The 13468-nt window shown below is 62.7% G+C and carries 11 protein-coding genes and 1 pseudogene; 9 read left to right on the top strand and 3 right to left on the bottom strand.

Annotation, left to right across the window (positions count from 1 at the left end; all coding sequences use genetic code 11):
• Positions 1 to 327: 327 nt before the first annotated feature.
• Positions 328 to 783 carry a hypothetical protein gene (locus tag O6R08_RS10475; protein ID WP_408640107.1) on the bottom strand — a complete coding sequence of 152 codons (456 nt, stop codon included), beginning with the start codon at positions 781 to 783 and terminating at the stop codon, positions 328 to 330.
• Positions 784 to 1136: 353 nt separating this feature from the next.
• Between O6R08_RS10475 and O6R08_RS10480 the strand changes: the two genes are divergently transcribed.
• The 4 genes from O6R08_RS10480 (at position 1137) to O6R08_RS10495 (ending at position 5801) form a co-directional block, all read left to right on the top strand.
• The gene (locus tag O6R08_RS10480; RefSeq protein ID WP_271418046.1) at positions 1137 to 2138 is read left to right on the top strand and encodes an NAD(P)H-quinone oxidoreductase; all 1002 of its coding nucleotides are present in this window, start codon (positions 1137 to 1139) and stop codon (positions 2136 to 2138) included.
• Positions 2139 to 2423: 285 nt separating this feature from the next.
• Positions 2424 to 3851: an argininosuccinate synthase gene (argG, locus tag O6R08_RS10485; protein ID WP_271418047.1), complete on the top strand. Its 1428-nt coding sequence runs from the start codon at positions 2424 to 2426 to the stop codon at positions 3849 to 3851.
• Between the two features lie 138 nt (positions 3852 to 3989).
• A complete protein-coding gene (locus O6R08_RS10490) occupies positions 3990 to 4499 on the top strand; it encodes a DUF4282 domain-containing protein (RefSeq protein ID WP_271418048.1) in 510 nt (169 codons plus the stop codon).
• Between the two features lie 102 nt (positions 4500 to 4601).
• Positions 4602 to 5801: an MFS transporter gene (locus tag O6R08_RS10495; protein WP_271418049.1), complete on the top strand. Its 1200-nt coding sequence runs from the start codon at positions 4602 to 4604 to the stop codon at positions 5799 to 5801.
• 305 nt (positions 5802 to 6106) lie between these two features.
• Here O6R08_RS10495 and O6R08_RS10500 read toward each other — a convergent pair whose 3' ends face one another.
• A complete protein-coding gene (locus tag O6R08_RS10500) occupies positions 6107 to 7054 on the bottom strand; it encodes an endonuclease domain-containing protein (RefSeq protein WP_271418050.1) in 948 nt (315 codons plus the stop codon).
• Positions 7055 to 7492: 438 nt separating this feature from the next.
• Between O6R08_RS10500 and O6R08_RS10505 the strand changes: the two genes are divergently transcribed.
• From O6R08_RS10505 to O6R08_RS10515, 3 genes and pseudogenes are all read left to right on the top strand, one after another.
• Positions 7493 to 8341 (top strand): hypothetical protein, encoded by an 849-nt coding sequence (locus O6R08_RS10505; RefSeq protein ID WP_271418051.1) that lies wholly within the window; start codon positions 7493 to 7495, stop codon positions 8339 to 8341.
• Between the two features lie 449 nt (positions 8342 to 8790).
• On the top strand, positions 8791 to 9258 hold the full coding sequence (locus O6R08_RS10510; RefSeq protein ID WP_271419377.1) for a hypothetical protein: 468 nt from the start codon (positions 8791 to 8793) through the stop codon (positions 9256 to 9258).
• Positions 9259 to 9621: 363 nt separating this feature from the next.
• Positions 9622 to 9887: pseudogene (locus tag O6R08_RS10515) on the top strand (hypothetical protein); the annotation flags it as partial.
• Here the strand turns inward: O6R08_RS10515 and O6R08_RS10520 are convergent.
• Positions 9884 to 11245, bottom strand: coding sequence for an aminotransferase-like domain-containing protein (locus O6R08_RS10520; protein ID WP_271418052.1), 1362 nt, complete (start codon positions 11243 to 11245; stop codon positions 9884 to 9886). The pseudogene O6R08_RS10515 and the gene O6R08_RS10520 sit on opposite strands and share 4 nt — an antisense overlap.
• Before the next feature lie 128 nt (positions 11246 to 11373).
• Here O6R08_RS10520 and O6R08_RS10525 point away from each other — a divergent pair, with 128 nt between their 5' ends.
• Both O6R08_RS10525 and O6R08_RS10530 read left to right on the top strand, forming a co-directional pair.
• Positions 11374 to 12588 carry a Tm-1-like ATP-binding domain-containing protein gene (locus tag O6R08_RS10525; RefSeq protein WP_271418053.1) on the top strand — a complete coding sequence of 405 codons (1215 nt, stop codon included), beginning with the start codon at positions 11374 to 11376 and terminating at the stop codon, positions 12586 to 12588.
• Positions 12589 to 12607: 19 nt separating this feature from the next.
• The gene (locus tag O6R08_RS10530) at positions 12608 to 13432 is read left to right on the top strand and encodes a phosphoenolpyruvate hydrolase family protein (RefSeq protein ID WP_271418054.1); all 825 of its coding nucleotides are present in this window, start codon (positions 12608 to 12610) and stop codon (positions 13430 to 13432) included.
• Positions 13433 to 13468: the final 36 nt, after the last annotated feature.

Here is a 13468-nt window from a genome sequence, read left to right on the forward strand (position 1 = left end):
TCGCTGAGTCAACATAGGGATCAGTCCCCGATAGCTTGGGTAATCCAGGAGACCCAGACGAGCCTGGTGAGTCTGGCGAGGTGTGGCCACGATGGGAGCCACCACCGCCATGACGACGCTTGTGATGGGAACCCCTGTAACCCGGATTGTGGTACTTGGCCCCCTTCTCCGGATCGATCACAGGCCTCCGATGGTAGCCATGTCTGTGGTAGATCACAGTGACTTCACCGGGGGTTTCCGCGTCCAGTACCCCCCGATTTCCCTCCGCAAACGCCTGCATCGACATGAAACCAACATGAAGAAGCGCAAGCCCGACACATGAACACATCACTTTTCGCATGTGTCTACACCCCCCGAAAATCCGTCAACGATGACAAGTTTGCCTTTTTCTCGAATCATCGAGAGAGTGTTCTGTCGCAGATTCCCCCGTGCCATCTCTTTCCCAGCATCATCGACAAAGACCCAACCCCGCTGATCTGCACACGACTTGATCGTTATGTCGTATCCCGGTTCCGTCTTGATCCGAGACAGAGTCATTTCTCCGAACCCAGCCGATTCCGGAGTGACATGGTGCCCCCGTTTCTTGACCTTCGTGTAATACTCCTGCAGGGCTCCCTCCCACGGGTCGCCAACCACTTCCCTCAGCCCTGTCGGTAGAACCTTCCCTCCGCCCTCTTCCTCGAACAGCAGCGACTGCTCCATGTACGTCTCGTAAACCTTCTTGGCCTCCAGGAACAGCGCGTCCTGCGTGGTCCCGGGAACCGGGGTCGCCGTCGCTTTCACCAACCTCGGCTCATCCGACCTCGGCGTGGAAGTCGATCTCGGCGTGGGAGTCGAGCTCGTCGTCACCGCACCGGGCGCAGGAGTCACTCCACCCATCGCCCCAGAAGCGCCGTCATCACCACCACAGGCAGCCGTCCCCAACATCACCACGAAAGCAGTTACCATCGCCAAACGCCGTCGACAGCCTCCGGCGTGCTCACCATTCATCACCATGACGACAATCCTGAAGCCCCACACAACCGTTGAGAACCCCCGAAACCAAAATCTGTGGAAAACCCCGAAAATCTGTGGATAACATCGTTCGGTCGAGTGAGGGACCTGGCATCCACCCCACCCTGTGGCACGCTTGAAGCATGCATGCGATCACCGTCCGCCCCACTGACACAACAGACTCCAAGGGCCGCCATCGCCCCGGCCCCGAGTGCATCGAATGGACCGAGGTGCCCACCCCCGAACCCGGGCCGGGCGAGGTCCTCGTCAAGGTGAGGGCAGCCGGCATCAACCGTGGTGACCTCCTACAGCGCCAGGGTCTCTACCCGCCACCGAAGGGCGTTTCCCAGACCATGGGCCTGGAAGTCAGCGGCACCGTCTCCTCCCTGGGCCCCGATGTCGACGGCTGGTCCGAAGGCGACGACGTCGTTGCCCTACTCGCTGGCGGCGGATACGCCGAATACGTCATCGTCCCGGCCGGCCAACTTCTCCCCCTCCCCGACGGCATCGACCCAGTCACCGCCTCAACCCTCATCGAGGTCGCAGCAACCGTCATCTCCAACATGGACCACGTCGGCCTGTCCCAGGGCGAGACCCTTCTCGTCCACGGTGGCGCCGGCGGCATCGGACAATTCGCCATCCAGTACGCCAAATCGCTCGGCTGCACGGTCATCACCACGTGCGGCACCCCCGAGAAACAGGAGTTCTGCCGCGATCTTGGCGCCGACGTAGCCCTCGACTATCACGAGGACTGGGTTGCCGCCGTCAAGGAGGCGACCGATGGCCGCGGCGTTGACGTCATCCTCGATGTCATGGGCGCCAAGTACCTCAGCCTCAACGTCGATGCGCTGGCCACCGGCGGTCGTCTCGACATCATCGGGATGCAGGGCGGCGTCAAGGGGGAGCTCAACATCGGCAAGCTGCTCAACAAGCGTGCCCTCGTCACCGCAACGAGCCTGCGCCCCCGACCCCTCGAGGAGAAGGCCAAGATCTGCCAACGGGTCCGTGAGATTGCCTGGCCGCTCTACACCAACGGCAGCATCAAGCCCGCCCCCGTCGAGTCCTTCCCCATGCCCGAGGCTGGCGAGGCTCACGCTCGCCTGGAGTCCGGCGAAGTACTCGGGAAGGTCGCGCTGACCCTCTGAGGCCCCTCGCCCACACACGACCTGTCACGGCTTCGGTCGCGGCAGGTCGTTGTTGTTTTCACCATCCCAATGCCGTCTCAGCTCCCATCGGCGTAAGTCGGACAGTCAACCCGGAACCGCCCGTCCATCACTTGAGCCTCCCATCACCCGGCCTCACGGTGGTGATTTCGGTTACGACTCCGGTCTCTGCCACCTGACATGGCACCGCCCATCATCAGCACCCGGAGCTCCACCACACCCACCGAGTGAATATCCATTTGCTTGTACGCATATATATGCTCTAGAGTGTACGACGTGTCCAAGGTCATCACTCAGCTTCCCGTCGGCGAGCGCGTCGGCATCGCATTCTCTGGAGGTCTCGACACCTCGGTAGCCGTCGCGTGGATGCGCGAGAACGGCGCGATCCCATGCACCTACACTGCCGACATCGGTCAGTACGACGAGCCCGACATCGCGTCAGTGCCGGGCCGCGCCCTCGACTACGGTGCCGAGATCTCTCGACTCGTTGACTGCAAGGCAGCCCTGGTCGAGGAGGGCCTGAGCGCCATCGCATGCGGGGCCTTCAACGTCCGCTCCGCCGGGCGCCCGTATTTCAACACCACCCCGATCGGTCGCGCTGTCACCGGCACGCTACTGGTGCGCGCCATGCACGCCGACAACGTCTCGATTTGGGGCGACGGCTCCACCTACAAGGGCAACGACATCGAGCGGTTCTACCGCTACGGCCTGCTCGCCAACCCTCAGCTGCGCATCTACAAGCCCTGGCTCGACGAAAATTTCGTCGCCGAGCTCGGCGGCCGCGACGAGATGAGTGCCTGGCTCACCGCCCACGACCTGCCCTATCGCGACTCCAAGGAGAAGGCCTACTCCACCGACGCCAACATCTGGGGCGCCACCCATGAGGCCAAGACCCTTGAGTCCCTGCACGCCTCGATCGAGTCCGTCGAGCCCATCATGGGCGTCAAGTTCTGGGACCCCGACGTCAAGATCGACACCGAGGAGGTGACCATCTCCTTCGAGCAGGGCATGCCTGTCGCCATCAACGGCAAGGAGTACGACGACAACGTCGCCCTCGTCCTGGAGGCCAACGCCATCGGCGGTCGCCACGGACTCGGCATGAGCGACCAGATCGAGAATCGCATCATCGAGGCCAAGTCCCGCGGCATCTACGAGGCCCCCGGCATGGCCCTGCTGCACATCGCATACGAGCGGCTCGTCAACGCCATTCACAACGAGGACACCCTCGCGACGTACCACAACGAGGGACGTCGTCTCGGCCGGCTGCTCTACGAGGGCCGCTGGCTCGACCCGCAGTCCCTCATGGTCCGCGAGTCGCTCACTCGCTGGGTCGCAAGTGCCGTCACCGGATCGGTCACCCTCAAACTACGTCGCGGCTGGGACTACTCCATACTCGACACCACCGGCCCGAACTTCTCCTACCACTCCGAGAAGCTGTCGATGGAGCGCGTCGAGGGCGCCGCATTCGGCCCGACCGACCGCATCGGCCAGCTCACCATGCGCAACCTCGACATCGCCGACACCCGCGAGAAGCTGGAGCTCTACTCCGCCCAGGGCCAGCTGACAAGCCACGCAGATCTCGTTGGACAGCTGAAGGCTGGCGGCGCGGCGGACATCGCGGCCAGCGGATATGACGACGATGACAACAGCCAAAGGGCTCTCGACGCCGCCGCAATGGAATTTGGTGTCGACTGATCGCAACACCTCAGGTTGGGCCGTCCGAAAGAGACTTGGGCGGCCCCATAAGTTTAATTATTCGTCACGAAGTATTTCCCTCAGCGATACGAATATGAACACTTCCCCGAAGGCGTCCTCACATGGCACACTGTTGCCATGAGTAATGTGACGCCGACCGGCGACTCGAATAACAACAGCGCAAACGCGCCGTACCAGCCCTCGAACTACCCCACCCAGCCCTACGGACAGGGCAACCGGTCGACCCAGCCCTACGGCCAGAGCAACCAGTCAACCCAGTACAGCTACGACGGATCCAACCCGTCGCCGTCCAGCGACAAGAAGGGCTTCTTCGGGGCCCTTTTCGACATGTCCTTCGACTACTACGTCACGCCGAAGATCGCGAAACTTGTGTACATCATCGCGATCATCTGCGCGGCCGTGATGTGGATCGGCTCTATCATCGTAGCCGGCGTTGGCGGTGCCATTGGTACAGCCGCCGGCGCCGATGCTGGCGGCACCGGCGTGGTCGTCGTGCTCATAATTCTCGTGGGATGGATCCCAGCATTACTGTTCGTCATCGGTGTGCGGATGCAGATCGAGTTCGTCCTCGCCCTCATCAAGACCGCCGAGAACACCGCCACCCTGCGTCGCAAGCTGGAACGCTGAGTCAACCTCGGAGTAGGCCGCACATCACCGACGATGTGCGGCCTATGTCATGCCCAGGCTCTCTACCAGCGTGGGCCAGCCAGATCGTTGTAGAGTGCTTGAGTGCGCGGTTACCGGGATGTCATCGCCATCCGGGAGGTGTGGGCAACCCTCCTGTTGTCGGCTCTCATCCGGATTCCGATCTTCAGCCTCGGAATCGTCATGAGCGTCCACGTCGTCAGTTCCCTGCATCTTGACTACGTGCGAGCCGGGGCTGTGACGACCGTCGTCACCGTGGCAACTATGGTTTCAGGGCCATGGCGAGGCAGCATGGTCGACCGCAAAGGGCTGCGGCGAACCATGTTCCCGTCTCTTATCATCACGACGGCCACCTGGGGACTATCGCCGTGGCTAGGGTATTTCCCGCTCCTCGTGCTATGCGCAATAGGGAGCCTGTGGAACTACCCGATTTTCACCATCCCACGCCAGGTCTTGATGGCCGCCGTGCCCACGTCCCGACGCCGTGCCGCTCTGTCACTGGACTCGGTGAGCGTGGAAATTTGCTACATGATCGGCCCGACAGTCGCCATCATTGCAGCGACGACCATCGGAACCCAGATCACCATCACCGCGTGTGGGTTCATCGCTGCCATTGGCGCTGCAGGCCTGATGATCCTGAACCCGGCGACCACCGAGCCCTCCAAGGTCGACCCGGTGCCACCAGCCTCGGACGCACCGGCTGTTCAGACCCCGCACAACCCGAAGACGACGTGGCTGTCGCCAACGTCGGCGTCCCTTCTGTTCACCGTCATCGCAACCGGCTTCTGCCTGGGCGGTATTGAGCTGACGACCGTCGCCGCCATGAGGTCGATGGGCCACCCCGGGATGATCGGGTGGGTGCTCGCAGCCTCAGGTTTTGGGTCGGCCATCGGTGGCGTCATGTACGGAGCCCTGCCAAGGGGGGCGTCCACGGCGCTTCTCCTCGTGTTCCTTGGTGCGATGACTGCGTTGCCGGCACTGTCGAGCGGCCCTGGGTCGGCGGCCATCCTGCTGTTCGTGGGTGGCATCTTCTGCGCCCCGACGATCACCTCGTCCATCGATGCCCTGACCGACCTGGTACCGGCAGATTCTCGAGGAGCCATCATCGGATGGCAGGGATCATGCCTCAACGGCGGCACGGCTATGGCAGCCCCGTTGATCGGCGCCATCATGGACTCTCACGGGTGGCAGTGGGGATTCCTCGTGGCTGGAATTACCAGCGCCATCATCGGAGCGATCGTGTGGACGACAATCCGGCTCGTGAAGAAGCGTCAGACCGCGTAATCGCCGAGTTGCTGGGTGTGGAGGCGCGACTGACGTCAGCGCCGCGCGCCTTATTCCGCTGCTGGCCCACCCATTCCGCTGACCTGATCCCGCACTTGGGTTTCCTGGTCGGGCGCCTACCCGCGTTGATTCGTCAACTACCCCGCGCGTCCGCGTTCCGCGTGGTGTGGTGATGTGGGTGGTGACCGGGTGTTGTGTCGTGTGGGGTGGTCGCCAGTGTGGTCATAACCAGTTTTGCCACCACTGGGCAAGGTGAGGCCTTGGATCCGTACTGTCGCAATACCTGGTGTCGGGGAGGGTACTGGTTAGGCGGGTCGAACGCCGTTCATGATGCGTCGTAGGACGGTTTCGGTGTACATGGTTTTGGGTCGGTGACGTCGGTGGAGGTGGGAGGCCAGCCAGTCGAGGACGAACCGGGGGCTGCGCCGCATCATGGTGGGGGTAGTGTGAAGTACAGTCCAGCCGTGTCGATCCAGGTGGGCTGAGCGCATCATGGTGTCTTCGAAACCGTCCGCAGTTGCGTGAACACTGCGTCCGTCGATTTCGAGGGCGACGTGTTCAGCGTCGAATGCTTGGTCGAGGTAGTAGCAGTGTTCTCCGGCCCAGATTTTCCGGTTGGGCTTGTGCCCGGTCACTCCCACGGCGCGCAGCATCCGCCCCATCTCCGACTCGGGAATCGACCAGGCGTTGAGATCAATATCGGCCAGCGCAGCGTCAACCTGGGCCTTCGAATAGCGGCCAGCCAATGCCTTACGGGCTTTGCGGCACGACGCAGGGGTGACCAGGTGTTGACGCAGCGCCTCGCAGACCCATTCCCAATCGCCGGCAATCGCCAATATCAGCACCGAGACCTCCGGCATGGTCATCCAGATACCGTCGCGTTCGACCAGGTATCGGCGAGGCATGTGCCAGCGATGCACCCGGATTCTGGGCCGGTCCAGACATCGGGTGCGCGAGAATGCCTCCACACTCCCAATGCGCGCCAGGTCCATGTACCGGTCTGCCCCGGGGGCTTTCAACCCTTGCAGCACCAACGCGACTCTACCGACGAGGGTGATGTCGCGGTGCCACAGCAACAAGGCGCGGATAACGGTGTGGGGGTCGTCGGCCAAGCCGGTGGCAGCCACCACACCAGGCAGGATACGGACGGCGTGGCCGCGGGCCACAGCCCGGTCGGCTTGGCCGCGAATGGGGCTATAGCGATGAATGCGGGCCACCCCGTGACGATTCAAATAGTCTTGAAGAGTTCTCACATATTCAGTTGTCGTCTGAGTACCCGGGTTTCGTTCACCCAACTTGGATCTGTGGATAGCACCAGCTCTGGCCACGATCGCCGCTGTGGATAGCCGCAGCCCAGAAGGCGGCCTCTCAATCACCACCACTGCCGGGATGGTGGCGATCCGGGTGATGACGGGCCGGGCCGCTACCAGCGCTGGCAGCAAGCCCCTGCACAACCGTGATGACCACCGCGTTCGGGATAAGAGGGTGCGCGAGGGGTATTAGGATTCGATGCCCTCCGTGGCAGTCTCTTCTGAGGGGTCACTGTCGCCGACAACTCCGGTGACCTGAGGAGCGCGTTTGACGCTTTGCGTGCGTTTCAAACCCCGCCCTTAGATGGTGAACAACACCGTTGAATCATGGTCAAGTTGTGACCACCGGGCCGAACCCGATCGGCGAGATCACAATTGGAGATGACGGTTGCTGCGATCTCGATGAGGGTTGAGGCAGTGGTTGGGTCGATGCCGGCTGCCCTCACCTTGACGAGGACCTCGCCCGGCCCGGAGTTTCCTCACATGAGTCAGAGGTCTTATCCACAGATTTTCGGGGTTTTCCACAGATTTTGGTTCCGGGGGTTCTCAACGGTTGCGCGAGCCTTCAGGATTGTCGTCATGGTGATGAATGGTGAGCACGCCGGAGGCTGTCGACGGCGTTTGGCGATGGTAACTGCTTTCGTGGTGGTGTTGGGGACGGCTGCCTGTGGTGGTGATGACGGCGCTTCTGGGGCGATGGGTGGAGTGACTCCTGTACCCAGTGCTGTGACGACGAGCTCGACTTCCACGCTGAGGTCGGATGAGCCGAGGTTGGTGAAAGCGACGGCGACCCCGGTTCCCGGGACCACGCAGGACGCGCTGTTCCTGGAGGCCAAGAAGGTTTACGAGACGTACCTGGAGCAGACGCTGCTGTTCGAGCAAGAGGGAGGAGGCGAGGTGTTACCTGCTGGGCTGAAGGACGTTGTTGGCGGTGACTGGGCGGAGATGATCCGGGAGTACTACGAGAAAGTGAAAGAGCGCGGTCACGTTGTTCGGCCTGACTCTGCCGGTTATGGACCGGTAAGTATTGCCATCCATGAACCCAAGGAAGGTCATGCGTTAGCTATTGACTCGTGTGTTGATCAACGGGGATGGGAGTTCGTAGATGCTTCAGGGAAGTTGGTTTCTGAGGGGACGCTCAAACATAACCAGCTGTTCTTTGATCGGATTGACGGTCACATGGTGATTGTTGACGGACTCTCAGAAAGGGGAGAAGAATGCGAGGCCTGACTATCGCTCTGGCGACGCTGATTGCCGTACAGGGAATCGGGCTGCAACAATCGGGGCGAAGCTCGTCCTCCGAAGCTGTTGTTGATAATGAGAAGACCGGTGTCATAAGCATTGGCAAGCGCATCGGAGGTTCTCATCGAAAGCCTGTGATCGATCCGGAGAAGGGGGCCAAGTACCACAATCCGGGTTACAGGGGTTCCCATCACAAGCGTCGTCATGGCGGTGGTGGCTCCCATCGTGGCCACACCTCGCCAGACTCACCAGGCTCGTCTGGGTCTCCTGGATTACCCAAGCTATCGGGGACTGATCCCTATGTTGACTCAGCGATCTTGTCCCTCACCAGGATGCCGTATCTACCAGGGCTGCACAGCCACGACTCCACACCCACGCCTGACCATCGAACCCCGCACCGTGCACCCCAGACGCCTACAGGCCCCACTGCTGAGGAGATCAGAGCCTGGTCGATTGACATCGCAACCAGTATCCGATTGACCAAACCCGTCATCGATGTCCAGCCGTCTCCTTCGGCCAACAAGTGGAATATCACAGCCGTGGGACAGCCGTTGTGGTTCCACAACCCCAGGGGTGGACATCACACCGCACACGACTCCGCCCACGGAATCGTGGTCTCCCTTGACGCCCAGAGGTCCGAAACCATCTATGAAACCGGAGAGAAAACGGTTCACTGTTCTCACACGACTCCCCGCCCCACCACTGCTGACCCGCGAGCCCAATCCCCCGACTGCGGCTACATGTACCAGCATCCGGGCGACTACACCCTTCGCATGACCGAAGTCTGGACAGTACATTGGCGCTCAGGCAGCCAGTCCGGCCAGATCATCACGACACGCTCATCATCCAAACCACTCAAAGTCAACGAACTCATCGCAGTACTAACAAAACCCGAAACGCAATAAGGGTTCACGAGGAGAGATTTACGCTGCTTGATGATGTGGTCTTCAGTCCTCACGACACCGCTGCTGCGAGAAGCTGATCCCGGCCAGTGCGGCAGATGTGACCCCCGAGGGTAACGACAGAGGAGATCCGGCCATAGCTAATGCGACAAGTGTTGTTCTGAGCAGTCCGGCGAATGAGTGTTCTGGCTTGAGGTTTTCAGAGCGCCGTTCAAGAAGGGACAAGTACTATGCAAACATGCTGCCCGTACTATGCAAAGATGCTGCCCGCGCGAGCAGGGATGATCCGGACCAGGACTGCCGTTCCTGCTCGCCGCTCAGGTGCTCCCTGCGCGAAGTCGCCGCGAGGTTCCAGTGTTTGTGGCCCACGGTCAGCCCCGACTCGAGCACACCCTCGTCCACTCCGTGATCGATGGCCACTCCCGACTGGTCTACGTCGAGGTCCACGACGATGAGACCGCCCTCGCGGCCACCGCAGTCCCGGCCCGGGCCGTCGGCTGGTTCGCCAAGCCGAGCGTCGTGATGCCCTGGCCGACTGGATCCACTTCCACGATCATCACAGGCCCCATTCAGCCTGCGGCAACCTCCCACCCGTCACCCGGCTGACCAACCTCCCCGGTCAATACGCCTAACACACCATCAACGCGGCCCGCAGCGACTCCTGGTCATGCCAGACGGGGATTCGCAGCATGGTGCGGTGCCCGTCGTGCGGCGAGAAGCGCGGCCCGGGCGCAAGCTTCACTCCGACACGCTTGGCTCGCTCCGCGAGAAGCGCCGCGTCCTCGCCGGTGTCGACCCACAGACATGGACCGCCGTGGATGGGCTCCCACCGCCACTTTGGCCGGAGCTCGCGCAGCACGGCCTCTGTGCGAGCGAGTTGATCATGGAGAAGGGTGCGCCGCTCATCGCGCGCCTCCTCGACGCGCTGCAACATGCGCACGGCGAGAAGCTGGTCGACGACGGAGGTGGCGAGGTCGCCTACCTTCCGCAGCTCGGTGAGCACCCGGATTCGCGGGGCCGAGGCACGAATCCAACCAATCCTCAGCCCGCCCCAGAACAGCTTCGAGCATGTCCAACAACCGATGAGTCGGTCGGGGTCGACGAGTCCGGCAAGACTGGGAGCAGCGCCGACCCCAAGCGAGAGGTCCGCAGAACAACAATCCTCAATGACCTGCACCGATGAGTCGTTCACGACGCCGGCGATGGCCTTGCGCATCGTCGTGGAGGTCGTGCGACCGGTGGGGTTGTGAATGCTCGTCTGGCAATACAGCAGCTCGGGGCCCCGCTTCATGGCCTGCTCCAACAACGCGACGTCGAGCCCGTCGCCACGCATGGGGATCCCCTGCACGCGGACGCCCTCGGAATTGAACACCTCCAACGCGCCGCGATAGGTCGGGTCGTCACAGAGCACCAGGTCGCCGGGCGCCACCACGCTGCGCACCGCGAGCTGTGTGGCATGCTGAGCCCCCGTCGTGACGAGGATCTCCGAGGGCTTGGTGGGTGTGTGACGACGGGTGAGGTAGTCGGCGATGGTCTGCCGCAACACCGGCAGCCCGGCAGGGAAGTAGCCGTCGGTGTCCAGATACGGGTCCAGCTCCCGCACTCCACCCGCGAGTACCTCCCGTGCCACACGCGACGCGGGGAGGGCACCCGTCGAGAGGTCGGCGAGTTCGGCGGATGCGTTGGTGAAGGAGAACAGCCGCCCGGACATGCCGGTTTGAGCCGTGGCCTTCCCGGACCGGATCCGTACCCCAGACCCCCGTCGGGCTGTCGCGTACCCTCGCTCGACCAGGATCGACACCGCGGATGCGACGGTGCCTCTCGCGATTCCGAGGCTCGCCGCCAGTTCCCGCTGGGGAGGAAGCATGATTCCGGCAGGTACGAATCCCTGCTCGACGAGATCCGCGATGGCGTCAGCGAGCGAATCCGGTAACCGGCCGTGCTCGGGAGCCCACGGGCCGAGGAGATCTGCCAAGTGCGCAGCGGTCATGTGTGAGTGCACACCATGAGTCTCCTCTCGATCAGCGGCCATGCTGGGCCAATGTTCGTCAATTGGCCCAGCGCGGCCGATGCGCGATACCTAGGCTGGCGCCAATCTTGCACGAAGGGGTGAAGACAATGGCAGTTGTTGGCCTGATCGGCACCTTGGATACCAAGGCCGATGAGTACCGATGGCTCAAAGAACGACTGGTTGTGGAGGGCGTCGAGACCCTACTCATCGACGTCGGATCGTTTTCGAGCAGTGAGCTTGCGGACGTGTCCTCCGAGGAGGTGATTCGGGCCGCCGGTGGAGACGCCGTCGAGTTGCGCGCCGTGCGCGACCGCGGGCGCATGATGGATGTGATGAGCCATGGTGCCGCTCGGATTGCCACACAGCTCGCGGACGAGGGCAGGATCCACACCCTGCTCGCCATCGGAGGCTCGGGTGGCTCTTCCGTCGCGAGCGCGGCGATGCGGGCGCTTCCCATCGGTTTTCCGAAGTTGCTCGTCTCGACGATGGCCTCAGGCGACGTGAGCCCCTACGTGGGCGAGGCGGACGTCGCGATGATGTACTCCGTCGTCGACATGGCGGGCATCAACTCGGTCTCGGAGATGGTCCTTGACAACGCGGCGGCGGCTGCCGCAGGCATGGCCAAGTCGTTCGAGGGCCGCATCGCCCGCGACGACCACAAGCCACTCGTCGGAGTCACCATGTTCGGCGTCACGACGCCGGCTGCCGACGAAGCCCGCGCACGTCTCACCGAGCTCGGATACGAGGTGCTCGTCTTCCACGCGACCGGCACCGGCGGCCGCGCGATGGAGAAGCTCGTGGAATCCGGCATGCTCGCCGGCGTCTGCGACCTCACCACCACAGAACTGGCCGACGACCTCGTCGGCGGCGTTCTCTCCGCAGGCCCCCACCGACTGGAAACCGCTGGCAGAGTGGGCCTTCCACAAGTCGTCAGCGTCGGGGCGCTCGACATGGTCAACTTCGGCCCCCCAGACACCGTGCCCGCCAAGTTCGAGGGGAGGCACTTCGTCGTACACAATCCAACGGTGACGCTGATGCGCACCACGCGCGAGGAGATGGCCGAATTGGGACGCCGAATCGCCGCCAAGCTCGGTGCAGCCAACGGACCGACGTCGATGTTCATCCCATCGCGTGGGGTGAGCGCCCTCGACGTCGACGGGGCCCCGTTCCGCGATGCCGAAGCTGACGAAGCTCTGTTCGGGGCACTGCGTGACGGCCTGCGAGGCAGCAGCGTGGCGCTTGTCGAACTCGACCAGGCAATCAACGACGAGGGGTTCGGCAAAGCGATGGCTGACGCCCTCCATCAAGCAATCACCAAGTGAAAGGACCGGAATCAACACTATGTCACGACAAGAGATCCTCGACGGGTTCCGCGCGAAGGTCGCGGCAGGCCACCCAATCATCGGCGGCGGCGCCGGCACCGGCATCACCGCGAAGTCTGCCGAAGCCGGCGGCATCGATCTGCTCGTCATCTACAACTCAGGACGGTTCCGCATGGCGGGCCGTGGCTCGCTGTCCGGCCTACTCGCCTACGGCGACGCCAACGCGATCGTCATGGAAATGGCCAACGAGGTCCTTCCCGTCGTCAAGCACACCCCCGTGCTCGCCGGAGTCAACGGCACCGACCCGTTCCGGGTCATGCCGTACTTCCTCAAGCAGGTGAAGGAGGTGGGCTTCGCCGGAGTCCAGAATTTCCCGACGGTGGGCCTGATCGACGGCGTATTCCGCGCCAATCTCGAGGAGACGGGCATGGGCTACGGCCCCGAGATCGACATGATCCGCATGGCCCATGAACTCGATTTGCTGACGTCTCCGTACGTCTTCGATGAGGATCAGGCCAAGGACATGGCAGCGGCCGGCGCCGACATCCTCGTTCCGCACATGGGCCTGACAACATCCGGCACCATCGGGGCCCAGACTGCACTCAGCCTCGAGGAAGCTGCGGTGAAGGTACAGAAGCTGGCCGACGCGGCGAAGTCGGTGAATCCTGACATCCTGTGCCTGTGCCACGGCGGCCCGATCGCCCACCCCGAGGACGCCCAGTACATCCTCGACAACACCGAGGGCATCGTCGGCTTCTACGGCGCCAGCTCGATCGAGCGCTTCCCCACTGAGGTGGGGATCAAGAAGCAGACCGAGGACTTCACATCAATCACGTTCAAGTGAGGACCCTCACCCCGAGGATTCCACAGCACCACCACC

Origin of the sequence: Cutibacterium equinum (assembly GCF_028021195.1) — a bacterium.
Classification (GTDB): domain Bacteria; phylum Actinomycetota; class Actinomycetes; order Propionibacteriales; family Propionibacteriaceae; genus Cutibacterium; species Cutibacterium equinum.